The organism is Aquabacterium sp. (assembly GCF_034003525.1).
Taxonomy (GTDB): Bacteria; Pseudomonadota; Gammaproteobacteria; order Burkholderiales; family Burkholderiaceae_C; genus Aquabacterium.
The window spans coordinates 55930-75132 of sequence record NZ_JAVEYN010000009.1 but is presented as its reverse complement, the minus strand read 5'-3'; the positions used below and the strand labels follow the sequence as shown (position 1 = coordinate 75132).

General features: G+C 68.5%; 14 protein-coding genes. 8 read left to right on the top strand and 6 right to left on the bottom strand.

Features of this window, described 5'->3' with window-relative positions; translation table 11 throughout:
* Positions 1-5: 5 nt before the first annotated feature.
* Together RBT42_RS07385 and RBT42_RS07380 are read right to left on the bottom strand one after the other, a co-directional pair.
* Positions 6-1319, bottom strand: a complete 1314-nt coding sequence (locus RBT42_RS07385; protein WP_320363644.1) for an SAM-dependent methyltransferase — start codon at positions 1317-1319, stop codon at positions 6-8.
* Positions 1320-1330: 11 nt separating this feature from the next.
* Positions 1331-2245, bottom strand: a complete 915-nt coding sequence (locus tag RBT42_RS07380) for a ProQ/FinO family protein (RefSeq protein WP_320363642.1) — start codon at positions 2243-2245, stop codon at positions 1331-1333.
* Positions 2246-2438: 193 nt separating this feature from the next.
* Between RBT42_RS07380 and RBT42_RS07375 the strand changes: the two genes are divergently transcribed.
* Positions 2439-3368, top strand: coding sequence for an alpha/beta hydrolase fold domain-containing protein (locus RBT42_RS07375; RefSeq protein ID WP_320363640.1), 930 nt, complete (start codon positions 2439-2441; stop codon positions 3366-3368).
* Between the two features lie 6 nt (positions 3369-3374).
* Here the strand turns inward: RBT42_RS07375 and yegQ are convergent, their stop codons facing one another.
* Positions 3375-4748, bottom strand: a complete 1374-nt coding sequence (gene yegQ, locus RBT42_RS07370; protein WP_320363638.1) for a tRNA 5-hydroxyuridine modification protein YegQ — start codon at positions 4746-4748, stop codon at positions 3375-3377.
* A 60-nt stretch (positions 4749-4808) separates the two neighbouring features.
* Complete coding sequence (locus tag RBT42_RS07365) at positions 4809-6971, bottom strand: putative bifunctional diguanylate cyclase/phosphodiesterase (RefSeq protein WP_320363636.1); 2163 nt, start codon at positions 6969-6971, stop codon at positions 4809-4811.
* A gap of 112 nt (positions 6972-7083) precedes the next feature.
* On the opposite strand from RBT42_RS07365, the gene RBT42_RS07360 reads away from it, so the two are divergent.
* The gene (locus tag RBT42_RS07360) at positions 7084-10053 is read left to right on the top strand and encodes an EAL domain-containing protein (RefSeq protein WP_320363634.1); all 2970 of its coding nucleotides are present in this window, start codon (positions 7084-7086) and stop codon (positions 10051-10053) included.
* Positions 10054-10071: 18 nt separating this feature from the next.
* Here the strand turns inward: RBT42_RS07360 and RBT42_RS07355 are convergent, their stop codons facing one another.
* Positions 10072-10992, bottom strand: a complete 921-nt coding sequence (locus tag RBT42_RS07355) for an MBL fold metallo-hydrolase (RefSeq protein ID WP_320363632.1) — start codon at positions 10990-10992, stop codon at positions 10072-10074.
* Positions 10993-11095: 103 nt separating this feature from the next.
* Between RBT42_RS07355 and RBT42_RS07350 the strand changes: the two genes are divergently transcribed.
* From RBT42_RS07350 to RBT42_RS07340, 3 genes are read left to right on the top strand one after another with little or no spacing between them, the layout of a single operon-like run.
* A complete protein-coding gene (locus RBT42_RS07350; protein WP_320363630.1) occupies positions 11096-11899 on the top strand; it encodes a motility protein A in 804 nt (267 codons plus the stop codon).
* A gap of 47 nt (positions 11900-11946) precedes the next feature.
* Entirely contained in the window at positions 11947-12765 is an 819-nt protein-coding gene (locus tag RBT42_RS07345) for an OmpA family protein (protein WP_320363628.1), read from the top strand.
* Positions 12762-13472, top strand: a complete 711-nt coding sequence (locus RBT42_RS07340; RefSeq protein WP_320363627.1) for an HAD-IA family hydrolase — start codon at positions 12762-12764, stop codon at positions 13470-13472. The genes RBT42_RS07345 and RBT42_RS07340 overlap by 4 nt, the downstream gene beginning before the upstream one ends.
* A gap of 33 nt (positions 13473-13505) precedes the next feature.
* Here RBT42_RS07340 and RBT42_RS07335 read toward each other — a convergent pair whose 3' ends face one another.
* Complete coding sequence (locus RBT42_RS07335; protein ID WP_320363625.1) at positions 13506-14159, bottom strand: chalcone isomerase family protein; 654 nt, start codon at positions 14157-14159, stop codon at positions 13506-13508.
* Positions 14160-14495: 336 nt separating this feature from the next.
* Between RBT42_RS07335 and trpE the strand changes: the two genes are divergently transcribed.
* From trpE to RBT42_RS07320, 3 genes are all read left to right on the top strand, one after another.
* Positions 14496-15974: an anthranilate synthase component I gene (gene trpE, locus RBT42_RS07330; protein ID WP_320363623.1), complete on the top strand. Its 1479-nt coding sequence runs from the start codon at positions 14496-14498 to the stop codon at positions 15972-15974.
* A 138-nt stretch (positions 15975-16112) separates the two neighbouring features.
* Positions 16113-18380: a bifunctional diguanylate cyclase/phosphodiesterase gene (locus RBT42_RS07325; RefSeq protein ID WP_320363622.1), complete on the top strand. Its 2268-nt coding sequence runs from the start codon at positions 16113-16115 to the stop codon at positions 18378-18380.
* 229 nt (positions 18381-18609) lie between these two features.
* The gene (locus tag RBT42_RS07320; protein WP_320363620.1) at positions 18610-19194 is read left to right on the top strand and encodes an aminodeoxychorismate/anthranilate synthase component II; all 585 of its coding nucleotides are present in this window, start codon (positions 18610-18612) and stop codon (positions 19192-19194) included.
* The last annotated feature ends 9 nt before the right edge of the window (positions 19195-19203 follow it).

Below are 19203 nucleotides of genomic sequence, written 5' to 3'. Positions count from 1 at the left end.
CGCGCTCAGGCGGGCAGCAGGCCGTCGGCCTTGAGCAGCTGCTCAAGGCACTGTTCCTGGATGCCGTAGAAAGCCTTGATATCCCGGATCTGGCGCACCACCTCTTCCGACGAGCTGGCCTTGGCGCGCTTGACCGCCAGGATCATCTTGTTCTTGTTGGTGTGCTCCAGCGAGATGAACTCGAAGACCTGGGTGTCGTAGCCCGCGGCTTCCAGCAGCAGGGCGCGCAGGCCGTCGGTGAGCATCTCGGCCTCCTGGCCCAGGTGGATGCCGTGCTGCAGGATCGGGCGCAGCGGGCTCGGGCTGAGCAGCTGGGGACGGATCTGCTTGTGGCAGCAGGGCGAACACATGATGATGTCGGCCCCGGCACGGATCCCGAGGTGGATGGCGTAGTCGGTGGCCACGTCGCAGGCGTGCAGCGCGATCATGACATTGAGCGCCGCCGGGTGGTAGGCGCGCACATCGCCCTGTTCGTAGTCCATGCCTTCGAGCTGCAGCTTGCCGATGACACGTTGGCACAGCTGCACCAACTCGTCACGCAGTTCCACCCCCGTGACGTGGGCGTCGCGGTGCATCGTGTGGCGCAGCCAGTCGTGGATGGCGAAGGTCAGGTAGCCCTTGCCCGAGCCGAAGTCCACCACGTGGATGGGCGCCTGGTCACGCGGGGGCTGGCTCAGCGGCGAGCGCGCCAACGCCGCGGCGAACACCTCGATGAACTTGTTGATCTGCTTCCACTTGCGCGACATGGTGGGCAGGACATGGCCCTGCGCATCGGTCACGCCCAGCTCGTGCAGGAAGGGGCGTGAGGGGTCGAGGAAGCGGTGTTTGTCGCGGTTGTGGCCAGGGGCGAGCGCACCGGGGGCGGCGACGGCCGCAGGCGTGCCGGGCGCCGCCGATTCAACGGCGCGGGCCGCTTCGGTGTTCGACGGCTTGCCCACGCGCACGCTGGCCTTGCCCTTCTTGCTGAAGGCCAGTTGCACTTCCTCGGTGGGTGTGTGCAGGTGGGCGTTGCGGAAGGCACCTTGCTCCAGCCAGATGGCCAGCAGCGCCAGGGCATCGGCCACCGGCAGGTTCTTGGTGATGTCCTTGGTGGGAAAGCGCAGCAGGAAGCTCAGGTGCGGCTGATCGCGCAGTCGCACCGACCGCACCATCACGCGCTGCAGGTTCGTCCCCAACTCGTCGATGTCGGCCACGCCGCCCTGGTAGGCCACCAGCAGCAGTTGCTGCAGGCGCCCGCTGGCCTCGGCCTGACGCAGCAGGTCGGCAAAGCGCGCCAGGTGCGGCGCGTTGAACTCGGTCACATCGCGGTCCGCAGCCATGGGCGCTCCGCTCACGAGGTCTTGCGCGGCGGGCGGTTGTCCGGACGGCCGCCTTCGCGACCCCCACCTTCACGGCGCGGGCCACGGCCGGGCTGACCTTCACGGGGACCACCACGGCGCTCGCCACGCGGGGCATCACGGTGATCGCGGCGGCCTTCCGGGCGCGGACGCAGGGCGTCTTGCTTGGCTTCTTCGCGGGCCTGAGCCAGCAGGCCGTCGAGCGCTGCTGGATCAATGCCCTTGAGGGCGCAGAAGTTGGCGGCGGTCAGGCGGGTGCCCTCGAAGTCGCGCAGCAGCTGGGCACGGTTGCGGCGTTCCTGCTGGGCTTCGTGGTTCTGTTGCTGGGCGGCGCGCTCTTGCTTGCGCGCTTCACGTTGGGCGTCGCGCTGGGCCTGGATGGCCTCTTCGCGGCGCGCCTTGGTGATGGCGCGGCGGCGCGCCAGCTCCTCGGTGGCCACCTGGCGGTGCTCTTCGCTCAGCTCGCCGGCCGGCTGGCCGTCCAGGTCGAAACGCTGGGTGCCTTGCGAGACGGCGATCAGGTAGGACGTCGTGCCTGTGTGGCGGCGGAAGAAGGCCGACAGGGCCTGCTTGCTGAACTCGCCCGGTGCACGCTCCTGGATGTCAACCTGGATGCGCAGCTTGAACGGCTTGGCCGGGCCCTTGAAGAGGGCAGGGAACAGCTCGGCCAGACGCGCGCCGGTGGCCGCAGGCGAGGTGTCAGCCTTGGCCGCAGAGGTCTCGGTCGTGGACGCCGCGGCGGTGTCGGCGGCGGCCTCGACCACCTCGGAGGCAGGCTCGGCAGACGTCACCGACGCTGCCACAGCTGGCACCGCGGTTGTGTCAACCGGGGGGGTGGCAGGGGCTTGGGCTTCGGTGGCAGCCAGAGCGGCGGCTGAATCGGCAGGTGCCGAGGGAGTCGAGGACATGAGGCGGACGCAGTGAGACGAAAGGGTCTATTGTCGCCGGTCTGGGCGATTTCAGCCAGACCTGGCCCCCGAACGGGCTGCCCACGCCCTGTCGCTCCACGGACAGGGCGCGGGGGATCATCCCAGTGGACGCCCGCCTGGCGCGGTGCCACAGTGGACGCCCCTGAGCTTGCTGAGCGTGTTGCCTCTCACCGTGTCCTGGTCTGACCTTGCTGCCTTCCCGGCCCGGGCGTGGCCCTTGCCCGTGGTGCTGCTGGCCTTGCGCCTGATGGGGCGTCGGCATCGTTTCACCAGCGCCGAGGCCTTGCGCGCGGCCGTGGCCGCTGACCGCCGCCACACCCGGGTCGATCCGCCGGCCGCCGTGGCTCGCCGCTGTCGGGTGAGCGAGCGCCGCCTCGGCGCCCAGCGCTGCCTGACCTTGACCCCGCCCACCGTGCGCCATCCCGTCCAGCTCACCTATGTGCATGGCGGTGGGCATGTGGCCCAGATCAGCCCTTACCACTGGCGCCTGCTGGGGCAACTGGCCGAAGCGGTGGGCTGCACGGTGCATGTGCCGCTCTACCCGTTGGCGCCCGAGCACGCCCACCCCGCGGCGTTCGCGATGCTGGATGCGCTGTATGCCGAGCAGGTGGCGCAGCATGGCGCCGAGCACTGCGTCTGGATGGGGGACTCGTCGGGGGGCGGGCTGGCCCTGGTGATCGCGCAACGCGCCGCGGCGCGCGGGCTGCCGGCGGTGCGCGACCTGATCCTGATCTCGCCTTGGCTGGACCTGGCGCTGAGCGATCCGGAGCTGCCGCACCTGGCGCCCCACGACCCTTGGCTGGATCTGCCGGGCATGCGCGCCGCCGCGGCATGGTGGGCGGGCGGCGACGATCCCGCGGCGCCTCACCTCAGCCCGCTCAACGGCGCCTTGGCGGGCTTGCAGCGCGTCAATGTCTTCATGGGCACGCGCGACCTGCTGTGGCCGGCGAGCCGGCGGCTGCTGGCGCGGGCACAGGCCGAAGGGGTGGAGATGACGCTGCACGAGGCGCGCGACATGATCCACGTCTGGCCCCTGCTGCCGATTGCGCAGGCGCGGCCGGCCATCCAGACCATGGCCGAGCTGATCCGCGTCCCGGCTTGAGCGGCTTCAGGCGGCCTGGGGCAGGCGGCGCGCCAGCAGGGCGCCACGGTAGCGCTCGTCGAGCGGCACGCGCACGTGCAAGGGGCTGCCTGGCGCGGCGGTGATGGGCTCGCCGTCGAGGTTGCGCATCTCGGCCAGCACCAGCTCGACGTTGCCCGAGGGGTGGATCACCTCCAGCGTGTCGCCCACGTCGAAGCGGTTTTTCACGACCACCTCGGCCCAGCCGGCCTCGATGCCCTTGACCTCGCCGACGAACTGGCTGCGCTGGAACTGCGAGTGGCCGGTGATGTAGTTTTGATACTCCTGGGCCGGACGGCGCTCCAGCAGGCCGCCGGTGTAGCCGCGGTTGGCCATGCCTTCGAGCTGCAGCAGCAGGTCGGGGTTGAAGGGACGACCCGCCTTGGCATCGTCGATGGCCTGGCGATAGACCTGGGCCACGCGCGCCACGTAGTACAGCGACTTGGTGCGGCCCTCGACCTTGAGCGAGTCGATGCCGATCTTGACCAGGCGCTCGACGTGTTCGACGGCGCGCAGATCCTTGGAGTTCATGATGTAGGTGCCGTGCTCGTCTTCCATGATGGGCATCAGCTCGCCGGGGCGGGCCGATTCTTCCAGCAGGTAGACCTGGTCGGCCGCCGGGTGGCGCTGGCCGTCGCCGCACGCGGAAAAAGCCTTTTCGGCGATTTCCTGCTCCTGGGCGAAATTGAAGTCGCCTTCCAGCTTGATGGGGATGACTTCGCCGGTGTCGGACGCCTGGGTGCCTTCGTGGGTCTTGTACTCCCAGCGGCAGGCGTTGGTGCAGGTGCCCTGGTTGGGGTCGCGGCGGTTGAAGTAGCCCGACAGCAGGCAGCGGCCCGAGTAGGCGATGCACAGCGCGCCGTGCACGAACACCTCCAGCTCCATGTCCGGGCATTCCTGGCGGATTTTCTCGATCTCGTCCAGGCTCAGTTCGCGCGACAGGATGATGCGCTGCACGCCCAGCTTCTGCCAGAACTTCACCGTGGCGTAGTTGGTGGTGTTGGCCTGCACCGAGAGGTGAATCGGCACCTCGGGCCACTTCTCGCGCACCATCATGATCAGGCCGGGGTCGGCCATGATGATGCCGTCGGGCTTCATCTCGATGATCGGCTCGATGTCGCGCAGGTAGGTGCGGATCTTGTCGTTGTGGGCGATCAGGTTGCTCGTGACGTAGAGCTTCTTGCCGCGCTCGTGCGCCTCCTGGATGCCTTGCTGGAGCTGCTCCAGGCGGAATTCGTTGTTGCGCGCGCGCAGGCTGTAGCGGGGCTGGCCGGCGTAGACGGCATCGGCGCCAAAGTCGTAGGCGGCGCGCATCTTGTCGAGCGAGCCGGCGGGCAGGAGAAGTTCGGTGGAGGCGTGCATGGTGGGCGCTATTGTCCAACCAAGCGCGTTGGCGTGCCAGCGGCCGGTCAACAGCCCCACTCAGGCATGGGTGCCGCCGGGCAGGCCCGAGCGTGGGATCACGCCGCCACTGGCGAGCATGGCGCTGAGCTGGTCCTCGCTGACCGGGCGCGAGATCAGGTAGCCCTGGAACTCGTCGCAGCCCTGGCAGCGCAGGAAATCGAACTGGGCCTGGTTCTCCACGCCCTCGGCCACCACGCGCTTGCGCAGGCTCTGGCCCAGCGAGATGGCGGCGCGCGCGATCAGGGCGCCTTCTTCCTCGCGCTCGATGTCGGTCACCAGGGAGCGGTCGATCTTGATGATGTCCAGCGGGAAGCTGCGCAGGTAGCTCAGCGAGGAGTAGCCGGTGCCAAAGTCGTCCATGGCCAGGCTGAAGCCGTGGTGCTTGAAGGCGCGCAGACTGTCGATCGCGCCCTGGCTGTGGTCCAGGAACACGGTCTCGGTGATCTCCAGCTCGATCAGATGCGGCGCAATGCCTGCCTCGCGCGCCAGCCCCAGCACATGGCTGACGATGTCGGCGCTCATGAACAGGCGCGCCGAGAGGTTGACGGCGATCTGCAACTGCGGCTCGCCGGGGGCGTTCCAGCGGCGGGCCGCGGCAAAGGCCTGGCGCAGGATGGCGGTGGTCAGCGGCGCGATCAGGCCCGTCTCTTCGGCGATGGGGATGAAGCGATCCGGGCCGATGGGGCCCAGGGTGGGGTGGTGCCAGCGCGCCAGGGCCTCGACGCCAACGATGCGGCGGCGGTGGTCCACCTTGGGCTGGTAGTGCACATGGAGGGCATCGCTGTCCAGCGCTTCGCGCAAGGCCGCTTCCAGATGCAGGCGCTCTTCGGCCATGCGGTTGAGGTCACGCGTGAAGAACTGGAAGTTGTGGCGGCCGCGGTCCTTGGCGGCGTACATCGCGATGTCGGCGTGGCGCAGCAGGCTGGCCGCATCTTCGCTGTCATCGGGGTACAGGGCCACGCCCAGGCTGGCGCCCACCTGCAGGCTGCGCCCGCACAGCGAGATGGGCTGGTGGATCTGGTGCAGCACGCGCTCGAGCAGCGAGATGATGGTGCTGACGTGGTAATGGTCGTTGAGCACCAGCACGAACTCGTCACCGCCCAAACGCGCCACCGTGTCGGACTGGCGCAGGCAGGCGCTCAGGCGCCGGGCCACCTCTTGCAGCAGGTGATCGCCGGCCGCATGGCCCAGGCTGTCGTTGACGAACTTGAAGTGGTCCAGGTCGATGAAGACCACGGCCAGGTAATAGCCCAGGCGCTGCGCGCGTGCCAGACCCTGCGAGAGCCGGTCGCCCAGCAGCACCCGGTTGGGCAAGCCGGTGAGCAGGTCGTGGTTGGCCTGGCGCTCCAGCTGCTCCTGGTAGTGCTTGCGCTCGGAGATGTCCTGCACCGTGCCTTCGTAGCAGATGAACTCGCCCTGTGCGCCGCGCACGATGTGGGCGTTCTCGGAGATCCACATGCGCGAGCCGTCGCTGCGGTAGACCTCGGACTCGAAGTTGCGCACCGAGCCGTGGGTCTCCATCATGCGGCGAAAGGCCTCGCGCCGGCCCGGCAGCACATACAGGCGCCGCCCGATGTCCGACAGGTCGGTGATCAGCTCCTGCGGGGTGGTGTAGCCGTACAGGCGCGCCAGCGCCGGGTTGGCGGCCAGGTAGTGGCCCTCACGGGTGGTCTGGAAGATGCCTTCGGAGGCGTGCTCGAAGATGCTGCGGTAGCGCAGCTCGGCTTGCTGCAAGGCCTCCAGGGTGGCGCGCTGCTCGGTGATGTCTTCGATGAAGCCTTCGATCACGGTGCTGCCCTGCTCGTCGGCCACCGGCACGCCGCGCTCCTGGACCCATTTGGGCGCCCCGTCGCGCGGCAGGATGCGGTACTGCTGGGCAAAGCGCCGGCCCGTGCGCACGGCCTCGTCGATGGCGGCACGCACGCGGGCTCGGTCATCCGGGTGGGTGAGGCGCTCCCACGAGATGCCGGCCGAGGCCACCAGCTCGGCCGGCGTGTAGCCGGTCAAGGTGGCGCAACCCTCGCTGACGAAAATCATCGTCCACTGAGCGTCATGCCCGCAGCGGTAGGCCATGCCGTCGAGGTTGTTGACCAGGGTGTCGAGCACGCGGGCGCGGTCCAGCACCTCGCTGGACAGCAAGCTGGGGGCAGGGGTGCGATCAGGAAAAGCAAGCAAAGACACGGTTGCAAAGCCAACAAGCCAGGGTGCCTGCACTCAGCAAGGGGCATGCCGCACTCATTTGGTGCGCACAAAGGAGGTGGACATGGGGCGCATTGCTTGCAGAATGTAGAACATGCGCAGCTTCTCCCCCCTCGTCCCCCAGGACGCCCACTGGAAACACGCCGCCGAAAGTGCGGGTGATGGCGTGTGGGACTGGGCGATCGACACCGACACCATCGACCTGAGTCATGGGGGCGGCGCCAACTGGCTGCAGGTGCTGGAACAGGCGGCGGTGTTGCGTGGCCCGCGCAGCGAGATCTGGGTCCCGCACATCCATCCGGAGGACCGCGAGCGGGTGGAGGCATCCCTGCGTGTTCACCTGGCCCAGGCGGCACCTTACTACCAGTGCGAGTACCGGCTGTGCCAAAGCGATGGTCAGGCGCGCTGGGTGCTCAGCCGCGGCACCGTGATCGAGCGCGATGCGCAGGGACGGCCCCGGCGCATGATCGGCACCCTGACCGACATCCACTGGCGCAAGCACGCCGAACAGTTCGAGCAGTTTCGCAGTCGGGTGCTGGAGATGCTGGCGGGTGGCGAGGAACTGTCGGCCGTGCTCGACGCGATCGTGCGGGGCGTGGAGCAGCTCGACGCCTCCGCCTTGTGCAGCATCCTCTTGCTCGACCCGGACGGCATGCACGTGCGTCATGGCGCCGCCCCGAACCTGCCGGCCTTCTACAACCAGGCCATCGACGGCGTGGTCATCGGACCGAGCACGGGGTCGTGCGGCACGGCCATGTACACCGGCGAACGCGTGATCGTCGCCGACATCCAGCAGCATCCCTACTGGCAGGACTACAAAGGCCTGGCCGCCCTGGCCGGCTTGGGGGCGTGCTGGTCGCAACCGGTGCGTGCGGCCTCGGGCAAGGTGCTGGGCAGCTTTGCGATCTACCACCGACAGCCCCACGCGCCTCAGGAGCAGGACATTCGGCTCATCGAACAGACGGCCCGCCTGGTGAGCATTGCCATCGAGCGCAAGGAGGCCGAGGAGCGCCTGCACCTGGCCGCCAGTGTGTTCACCCACGCCCGCGAGGGCATCATGATCACCGAGCCGGATGGCACCATCATCGACGTCAACGAGGCGTTCACGCGCATCACCGGCTACCCGTGCGGCGAAGTGGTCGGGCGCAAACCCAATCTGCTCAAGTCCGGCCGCCAGGACCGTGCCTTCTACACCGGCATGTGGCACGCCCTGGTGCACAAGGGCCACTGGCAAGGCGAGGTGTGGAACCGGCGCAAGAACGGCGAGCACTACGCCGAGATGAAGACCATCAGTGCCGTGCGCGATGCGCAGGGCCGGGTGCGGCAGTATGTGGCGCTGTTCTCCGACATCACCGTGCTCAAGACCCACGAGGAGCAACTGCGCTACAGCGCCCAGCACGATGCCCTGACCGGCCTGCCCAACCGGGTGCTGCTGGGCCAGCGCCTGGATGCGGCCATGGCCCAGGTCCGTCGCAGCGGGCAACGCCTGGCCGTGCTCTATCTGGATCTGGATGGCTTCAAGGAAGTCAACGACCGCCACGGCCACGAGGTGGGCGACCAGCTGCTGATGGCCCTGGCCGTGCGCATGCGCGACGCGATGCGCGAGGGCGACACCTTGGCGCGCCTGGGGGGCGATGAATTTGTGGCGGTGCTGCACGGCCACGATGATCCCGATCCGCACAGCTGGTTGCCGGCCGTGAGCCGGGTGCTGGCCGCAGCCGCGCAGGCCGTGCCGGTGGGCGCCTTGAGCCTGCAGGTGTCGGCCAGTGTGGGCGTGACCACCTTTCCACAGGCGGAAGAGGTGGATGCCGACCAGTTGCTGCGCCAGGCCGACCAGGCCATGTACCAGGCCAAGCTGCTGGGCAAGAACCGCTTCCACCTGTTCGATGCCGAGCAGGACCGCAGCGTGCGGGGCCACCACGAGAGCCTGGAGCACATCCGTCAGGCCCTGGCCCAGCGCGAGCTCGTGCTGCATTACCAGCCCAAGGTGAACCTGCGCACCGGCCGGGTGATCGGCGCCGAGGCGCTGATTCGTTGGCAGCACCCGGAGCGTGGCTTGCTGTCGCCAGCGGCCTTCCTGCCGGTGATCGAGGACCACCCGCTGGCCATCGAGGTGGGGGAGTGGGTGATCGACACCGCCCTGTCGCAGATGGCCGACTGGCGCCGACAGGGCCTGGACCTGCCGGTCAGCGTCAACGTGGGCGCGCGGCAGTTGCAACAAGGTGACTTCGTCGAGCGCCTGCGGACCTTGCTCGCCGCCCATCCGCACACCCGCCCGGGCGATCTGGAGTTGGAGGTGCTGGAGACCAGCGCCCTGGGTGACCTGGCCCGCATCTCCCTGGTCATCGAATCCTGCAAGGACCTGGGCGTGGGCTTTGCCCTCGATGACTTCGGCACCGGTTACTCCTCGCTGACCTACCTCAAGCGCCTGCCGGTCGATCTGCTCAAGATCGACCAGAGCTTCGTGCGCGACATGATGGACGACCCGGACGATCTGGCCATCCTGGAAGGCATCCAGGGCCTGGCCAAGGCCTTCCACCGCCAGGTCATTGCCGAGGGCGTCGAGACCGTGGACCATGGCGAGATGCTTTTGTACCTGGGCTGCGAGTTGGCCCAGGGCTATGGCATTGCTCGCCCCATGCCCGCCGACGCCCTGCCGGACTGGGTGCGCGCGTGGCAGCCACACCCGCGCTGGCAGGCCGTCAGCCAGGTCGCCCACGACGACGTGCCACTGATGGTGGCCATCGTCAAGCACCGCGCCTGGGTGCAGGGGATCGAGCGCTTCCTGCGCCAGGAGCGCGACGTCCCACCCCCCTTGAACGTGCATCACTGCGATCTGGGGCACTGGATGGCCCAGGGCCTGTGGCAAACGCTGACCACCGCGGCACAGCGGGCCGAGATCGATGCCCTGCACCACGAGATCCATGCCCTGGCCGAGACGCTGTGCGACCTGCACGCCCTGGGCCGCACGGCCGATGCCCTGGCGCGGCTGGACGAGTTGCTGAGCTTGCGCGACCAGATGATGGCGCAGTTGCACGGCCTGCGCCGCCATCCTGCGGCCTGAGTGGGGCAGCGACTTGGCTCAGCCGGTGCGGGCGAGCAGATGCCCGTCTTGCCAGGTGGCCACACCCGAGCGCACCAACTGCTCGGCCAGCCCGGCGGCGAGGGCCGCCACATCGTTCGACAGGTGCGCGCGCAGGCCCGCCATGGCGTCGCGCGACGCCTGCACGACGCCCGTGAGGTCGGTCAGCGTCATCCGGCGGGCTTCCAGCAGCTTGAAGGCGAGCAGCACCTTGAGCGCGTGCTCGGTGTGGCGCTGCGGTTCGTCCTGCAGCCACTGCAGGCGTGAGCGTGCGGCGGCCAGCGACGGCGCCACTTTGTGAAACGGCGCGCCATGTCCGGGGATGACCCAGGCCGGGTCCAGGTCGGCAATCAGGTCGAGCGTGGCCGCCTGTTCGGCAAAGCCTGACACCCCGGCCAGTTCCGGAAAGATCACGCCAAAGCTCTTTTGCCACAGCGCATCGGCCGAAGCCAGGATGCCCAGGCGGTCACACCACAGCATCACCATCGCGTGGTCATGACCCTGGGCGGGCAGGACCGTCCAGTCCTCACCGCCCAGGCGCAGGGTGTCGTGCGGCTGAAAGACATGGTCGGGGTGAAAACGCGGGCACAGCTGGCTGGTGGCGCGGTAGCTCAGGCGGTCCTCGTCCCACGCGGCCACGGCCTCGTGCTCGCCGGGCGGAATCCAGATCGCGCAGCCATGGCGGTCTTGCAGCAGGGCATTGCCGCCCGCGTGGTCGGAATGCAGGTGGGTGTTGACGATGCGCCTCAAGGGGCGGCCTGCCAGCGCGGCGTCGATCAGGCGCAGTGTTTCGGCGCCGTCGGTCACGTAGCCCGTGTCCACCACGGTGGCGCCATCCTCGTCCCAGCACAGCAACTGGTTCGACGACAGCCAGCCACGCTCGATCACCCGCAGTGCGGGACTGGGCCATGTTAGGGACATCTCGGGGCACACCTCCTGCCGTCCAGTCTGCCTCAAAGGCCGGCACGCTACACTCGGATTCGTCCCCATTTCCCTGGCGCGCGAGCGCGCGCAGCCTCCCCGCATGAACCCTTCTGGCTTGATCGGCATCCTCGCCACGGTGCTCTTCCTGGCGATCATCATCGTCTTCGGTGCCGACAGCCCCATGCGCTTTGTCGACCCGGTCGGCCTGGCCGTGGTCGTGGGCGGCACGCTGGCCGCCACCTTCATGAGCTACCCGCCTGGCGAGGTGCTGCGCAGCTTTCGCCTGGCTTCCACCGCCTTGAAGCAGGAGCGCCTGCATAGCGCCCAGCACATCGAGGAGCTGGTGCACATCTCGCGCCTGTGGATCCGTGGCGAGCTGCAGGCCGTCGAGAAAGAGCTGACCACGGTCACCAACCCCTTCCTGCGCACCGGCGTGCAACTGGTCATCGACCGCACGCCCGACGAGTACATCCAGGACCTGCTGCACTGGCGCATGCTGCGCCTGCAGCAGCAAGAGGCCGCCGAAGCCCAGATCTTCAAGGTGATGGCCACCTATGCGCCGGCCTTCGGCATGCTGGGCACGCTGCTGGGCCTGATCAACCTGATGGACCTGCTGGGCGCCGGCGACATCCGCGGCATCGGCACGCAGCTGGGCATCGCGCTGCTGACCACGCTCTACGGCGTCATCCTGTCCAACATGGTGTTCAAGCCGCTGGCCCTGCGCCTGGAGCGCCGTACCGAACGCCGGCTGGCGCTGATGAACATGATCCTCGAAGGCATCTCGATGATGAGCGCCGGCCACAGCCCGGGCCTGATGCGCGAGACGCTCAAGTCCTTCGTGGCCCAGATCGACGACGAGCTGTCGGACGCCCGCAGCGCTCCCCAGGCGGCTCGCCGGCGTTGAACCACCGCGCTGTGATGACGACGCCTCCCGTACCTGACAGCCCTGAGATGCCCGAGCCTTCTGCGAGGCCGGCCGCTCCGCCGTCTCCCGACGCGCCCGCTGCAGAGGGTTCGCAGATGCTGCATCCGCCCGCTCCGCCAGCGCAGCCCGGCGCAGCCAAGGCCTTGCCTGTCCGCCCGCGTGGCCGCTTCGGACGCTGGCACCTCCAGCCCACGGTGCAAGGCGAAGAAGAAAGCTGGCTGCTGACCTACCTGGACGTCATGACCCTGCTGCTGGTCATGATGGTGGTGATGCTGGCCTTTGCCAAACCCGCCTCCGAGGACAGCGACACGGGCGACGGCTCGGGTGGCCCGGCGGCGCCCCGCGCCCAGGCGCCGCTGAACCTGCGCCCCCAGCTCAACCAGCTGGTGCAGCCCCGCGAAAAGGACCCGCTCGCAGGCCTGCCGCTCGAGCAGCTGGGCGACGGCGTGGAAGTCGTGGTCAACGATGGCGTGGTGAGTTTTCGCATCAGCAGCGAGATGCTCTTTCCCTCCGGCCAGGCCGACCTGATCGGCCCCGGTGCCGAGATGCTCGCCACCCTGGTGCCGGCGCTCAACGCCATGCCCAATCAGCGCATCGTCGTCGAAGGGCACACCGACGACGTGCCCATCCAGAACGCGCGCTACCCCTCCAACTGGGAGCTCTCCAGTGGCCGCGCCGGCAGTGTCGTGCGCCAGCTCATCGCCCTGGGCGTGGCACCCGAGCGCATCCGCGCCACCGGCTTTGCCGACACCCGGCCGCTGCAGCCCAACGACAGCGAAGCGAACCGCGCCGCCAACCGGCGCGTGGAGCTGGTGCTGGAAACCGTGACCCCTGCTCCGAAATGACCCTGTCCGCCTCCCCCTTCCGCGCCGCCATCATCGACCTCGACGGCACGATGGTCGACACCCTGGGTGACTTCGTCGTCGTCCTGCACCACACCCTGGCCGACCTGGGCTGCCACCCCGTCGAGATCGCCCGGGTGGACCGCGCCTTCGTCGAGCTCACCGTCGGCAAGGGCACCGAAGACCTGCTGCGCCGCACCCTGGCCCACGCCTGGGGCCTGCCCGACGACGATCCCGAGGCCGCGGCGGCCGTGCCCGAAGCCTGGCAGCACTACCAGGGCCACTACACCCGCCTCAACGGCCTGCACTCCGACGTGTACCCGGGCGTGCCCGAGGGCCTGGCGCAACTGCGCGCCCTCGGCCTGCCCCTGGCCTGCCTCACCAACAAGCCCACGGCGTTTGCCGAGCAGCTGCTCGAACGCAAGGGCCTGCGCGGGCACTTCCAGCATGTGTTTGGGGGCGACGCCTTTGCGCGCAAGAAGCCCGATCCCCTGCCTTTGCTCAAGACCTGCGAAGCCCTGGGGACCTCGCCCGCGCACACCGTCATGGTGGGGGACTCCAGCAACGACGCCCAGGCTGCAGGCGCAGCCGGCTGCCCCATCATCCTCGTCACCTACGGCTACAACCACGGCCACCCCATTGTCGAGGTGCCCGCGCTGGCCCATGTGGACCGGCTCGACACCATCCCCTGGTCCCGCTGGCAGGCCTGAGGCCCCAGCGCGTCAAGGGCTCAGCGCGCGGGCTCACTCCAGCGCGCTGAGCACCGGCTGGGCCTTGTGGTCGAGCAGGGCGTTCTTCAAGTCCGTCGTGGCCGGCTGATCCCCCAGCCACACCTTGAGGATGGCCGGGAAGAACTGCGGATCGCGGATCGCGGCGCCCACCGGGTCGTCGTTGACCAGAAAGACCGTGCCCCGCTCGGGCATGTAGGCCACCGTGACCACATCCTGCGCCTGCAGCCGCTTCATCCGCGAAAACTGCTCGCCCATCGTGCGGATGGCCGGAATCAGCCGAAAGAACTCCGGGCGACTGCAGTTGGTTTCGATCCCCCGGGTGATCAGCTTGCCCAGCTCGTCCACCCGCATGCTGCGCAACAGCACAAAGCGCAGCTGCATCGGGCCGTTCTGGCCCAGCACCTCCGAGGTCTGGTGCGCCTTGGTGGGCAGGTACAGGCCCACGGTGTAGAGCTTGGCCAGTGCGCGGTAGGCCACGCCCGTGCCGTTGAGCGTCAGCTCCCGCCCCTCCACGCGCAAGGTGGGCTCGTAGTGCACCCCGAACACCTCGGCCGACTGGGCCTGCGCGGCAGGGGCGCTCAGCAGGGCCATCGTCACGCAGGCGCCCAGGCAGCCCCGCATCAGGGTGACACCCAGGCGTTGAGCAACAGTGGCAGGCAGTGACATGGCGGGATGGCGAAGTTCGGGACAAGGCGATTGTCGATCGCAGGCCGGCGCACGCGAAAGGTGGTTTGCCCTTGCCGCAAGTCAGGGGGGAGGGTCGGGCGACCCCCTCGATTCGGTGCCCCCGCTGCTACACTGGGCCGATGTTCATCTCACGCAAACAGACCAAAGGTCCGCACGACCGGGGAGCTTGGCCCTGGCGTCGCTGCGCTGTGTCTGACTGAAGCAGCGCACCCCTACCCTGACCGGGTCTGTGGGTGTCGCTGACCGCTGTTTGCCTGTCCCCGGCGCCGTGCCATCGCGCATCGCGCCGACGAGGACCTCACCGAGATCACACCCATGCTGACCGAACACGACTTCCACGCCCTGGCGGCCCAAGGCCACAACCGCATCCCTCTGGTCGCCCAGGCCCTGGCCGACCTCGACACCCCGCTGTCGCTCTACCTCAAGCTCACCCAGGGCCAGCCCCTGAGCTTCCTGCTCGAATCCGTGGTGGGCGGCGAGCGCTTCGGGCGCTACTCCTTCGTGGGCCTGCCGGCTCGCACCCTGGTACGCGCCACCGATCAACAGGTCGAAGTCGTCACCGACGGCCAGGTGGTCGAAACCTGCCAGGGCAACCCGCTCGACTTCATCGCTGCCTACCAGCAGCGTTTCAAGGTCGCCGTGCCCCAGGGCCTGCCGCGCTTTTGCGGCGGCCTCGCCGGCTACTTCGGCTACGACACCGTGCGCCTGATCGAGCCGCGTCTGGCCCAGCGCCCGCAGACCCCCGGCATCGGCACGCCCGACATCCTGCTGCTGCAGTGCGAAGAACTCGCCGTCATCGACAACCTCGCTGACCGCCTCTTCCTCATCGTCTACGCCGACCCCAGCCAGCCCGATGCCTATGCCCGCGCCCAGGCCCGCCTGAGCGAGCTGCAAGCCCGCCTGCAAACCGTGGTCCCCGTGCCGCCGGTCATGCCCACCGAGTCCTTCCCGGTCGAGCGCCACTTCGCCAAAGACGACTTCGAGGCCGCTGTCCTCAAGTGCAAGGAGTACATCGCCGCCGGCGACTGCATGCAGGTCGTCATCGGCCAGCGCCTGCAAAAGCGCTTCACCGCCTCGCCACTGACGCTCTACCGTGCGCTGCGCTCGCTCAACCCCAGTCCTTACATGTACTACTACGACATGGGGGACCACCACGTCGTTGGCTCCAGCCCCGAGATCCTGGTGCGCCAGGAAAAGAACAAGGACGGCAGCCAGACCGTCACCATCCGCCCCATCGCCGGCACCCGCCCGCGCGGCGCCACGCCCGAGCAGGACGTGGCCAATGAAACGGAGCTGCTGGCCGATCCGAAAGAGCGTGCCGAGCACGTCATGCTGATCGACCTGGCCCGCAACGACATCGGCCGCATCGCCCAAACCGGCACGGTCAAGGTCACCGAGGCCTTTGGCATCGAGCGCTACTCGCACGTCATGCACATCGTCAGCAACGTCGAAGGCACGCTCAAAGACGGCATGACCGGCTTGGACGTGCTGCGTGCCAGCTTCCCGGCGGGCACCCTCAGCGGTGCCCCCAAGATCCGCGCCATGGAGATCATCGACGAGCTCGAGCCCGTGCAGCGCGGCGTCTACGGCGGCGCCGTGGGCTACCTCAGCTTTGCCGGTGACATGGACGTCGCCATCGCGATCCGCACCGGCGTCGTCAAGGACCAGACCTTGTACGTGGCCGCGGGCGCCGGCGTCGTCGCCGATTCCGTGCCCGAGCTCGAATGGAAGGAAACCGAGGCCAAAGCCCGCGCCGTGATCCGTGCGGCCGAGATGGTCGAGCAGGGTTTGTGAGCACAATGTCCTGATTCCGGACGCTGTGTGGTCATCCGGCCTCAGTGAAAGTCGGGGGGGCGGTGGCCCCCGGCGTCTGGCACGATAGGGATCTCTATCCCTGTGGGCGGCCCTGTCGGGCCGCGCACCGCTTCGGTCGTGCTTCACGTCTTTTTCGTCTACATCGCTGTCACCGTGGCCACCGGCCTGGCTTTGCTGCTGGTGTGGCGTCACGACCGCAAACAATCGTTCACCGCGCTGCTGGGCCTGTCCCACCTGATCTGGACAGCCTACCCGCTGTCCTACCTGGCTGCCCGTCAGCCCGATCTCACGTGGCAGATCATCGGCCTGATGGGCCTGTCGGTCGTGCCCTCCCTGTGCCTGATCCTGATGGTCAAGGGCATCGGCCTGTTCTCGGGGCGCCACGTGTCGCGTCGCCACATGCAGGTCCTGTTCGTGGTGCTGCTGCTGGCCCACGGCGCCCTCATGGGACACGACATGAGGCTGGCCCAGGCGGGCTCGGCCACCATCAACATCACCATCAGCCTCATTGTGGCCAGCTGGCTGCGCAAACAGGGCGCCGGCGAGCGCTTCACCGGCATCCTGCTGGTGCTGGCGGGCATCAACCAGTTCAACTTCGTCATCCAGCCGGGCGATGTCGGTGCCATGACCCAGACGGCTGTCGCCACCGTGCTGCGGCTGATGCTGGCCATGTCCCTGATGTACGCGGCCCTGACCCGTTCCGCTGAAGCCGGCCGGCGGGTGCGCGACCGCTTCTTCCAGCTCACCGACCGGTCTCCGCAAGGCGTGGCCGTGGTCCGGGCCGACCATGTCGTCTACATCAACCCGGCCTTCCAGAGCATTTACGGCATGAACCGGGTGGAGCAGGCCCCGCGGGTGTTCTCGCCCGAGTGGCTGAACCTCACCACGCCCCTCGCTGCACGCAAGCCCATCCAGCAACTGCTTGCACAGGTGCACAACGGCTCCCTGCCGCTGGCCGAGTGGGAGGGCGAGCGCACCTCGCTTGACGGCCGCCAGCTCTACCTGCGCTACAAGGCCTGGAATGTGGAATGGGATGGCGAGCCCTCCCTGCAGATCGTGGTCTCCGACGACACCGCCCAGCACGAGGCGGCGCGTGCCCTCATGTGGCACGCCACCCACGACGAGCTCACCGGCCTGCACAACCGCAGCGCCCTGCTGCAGCGTCTGCGCGAGCTGTTCGACGACCCGCAGCAGCCCGCCTTCGCCCTCATCCTGCTGGACGTCGACCGCTTCAAGCTCTTCAACGACGCCCATGGCCCGGCGGTGGGCGACGAGGTGCTCAAGGCCCTGTCGGCCCAGCTGCTGCAGACCCTGGGCGAGCGCGCCGACCTGATGCGCCTGGGTGAAGACGAATTCGCGATCCTGCTGGTGGCGCCCGACACCGAGGCCGCCGCGCACCAGCTCACCGCCGACATTCAGGCCCTGCTGACCCAGCCGCTCACGCTCAGCGCGCACCGCTTCTTCCTCGACGTGTCCATGGGCGGCGCGCTGCACCCCGGCCCCGCCACCAGCCCCTACGCCCTGCTGCAGGCGGCCAACGCTGCCATGCTCGACGCCAAGCGCCTGCCCGGCACCTCGGTGCAGTGGGCCACCGAGGTGCCGCGCAATGGTCTGGCCGCCTTCTTCGAGGCCGAGCAGGCCCTGCGTGCCGGTTTCGAGAACGACGAATTCATCCTGGTCTATCAGCCCAAGGTGGCCGCCGACGGCCACCGCCTCGTCGGCTTCGAGGCCCTGGTGCGCTGGGACCGTCCCGGCGTCGGGCGCATCAGCCCGCTCGACTTCATCCCCGCGGCCGAGCGCAACGGCCTCATCGTGCCGCTGGGCGCGCTCATCCTCACCCAGGCCTGTCGCCAGATGGCGCAGTGGCGTGAGCAGGGCCTGCCGCTGGTGCCCGTGGCCGTCAACGTCTCGCCCCTGCAGCTGCTCGACGCCGAGTTCCCGGCCGCCGTCATGAACACCCTGGCGCAGTTCCAGCTGCCGCCGCAGTGGCTGACCCTGGAGATCACCGAAACCGCCGCCGTGGCCCACATGGACCAGGCCCGCGAGCAGATCGGCCAGCTGCGCCAGCAGGGCGTCGACGTTGCCCTCGACGACTTCGGCACCGGCTTTTCCTCCCTCAACATGCTGCGCAGCCTGCCGCTGCACACCGTCAAGATCGACCGCAGCCTCATCGACCCCATGCCCGAGTCGCATGCGGTGGCCGTGGTCAAGTCCATCTGCGACCTGGCGGCCGTGCTCGATCTCGACGTCGTGGCCGAAGGGGTGGAGACCGCCGCGCACGCCGAGGCGGCCCGCGCGGCCGGCTGCCACGCCTTGCAGGGCTACCACTTCGCGCGTCCCCTCGACGTGCCGGACGCCACGCAGTGGCTGCAGGCCCACGCCTGAGGCCTGGCACGCCCGGTGGCGCCCATGTAGAATGGGCCTCATGCAGCAACCCTCGGATCTCTTTCGCCTGAATGCCCGTTGGTGGCGGTGACGCCAGCCACACACTGCATGACCCTGCGCGCGCGGCACCCCACCGCAGCTGACGCCTCCAAAGGGTCTCCGAGGGGGACACACTGAGGGATGGTGCAACACCATTCCATGAACCACATCCCGATACAGGATCGTGCCCATGCTGCTCATGATCGACAACTACGACAGTTTCACCTTCAACCTGGTGCAGTACTTCTGCGAACTGGGTGAAGAGGTCAAGGTCGTCCGCAACGACGAAGTCACCCTCGACGAGATCGCCGCCTTCCAGGCCGACCGTATCGTCTTGTCTCCCGGCCCCTGTTCCCCCGACGAAGCCGGCATCTGCGTGCCTGCGCTCAAGCGCTTCGCCGGCCAGCTGCCCATCCTCGGCGTCTGCCTGGGTCACCAGAGCATCGGCGCCGCCATGGGCGGGCGCATCGTGCGCGCCAAGGAACAGATGCACGGCAAGACCAGCGTCATCACCACCGACGAGCAGGGCGTCTACGCCGGCCTGCCCAGGCAGTTCACCGTCATCCGCTACCACTCGCTGGCCATCGAGCGCGCCTCGCTGCCCGACTGCCTGGCCATCACCTCCTGGACCGACGACGGCGAGATCATGGGCGTGCGCCACAAAGGGCCGCAGACCGATCCGAACTTCGCCCCCTTGGAGGGCGTGCAGTTCCATCCCGAATCCATCCTGAGCGAGCACGGCCACGCCATGCTGGCCAACTTCCTGAAGATGTGAGGTGCGTGA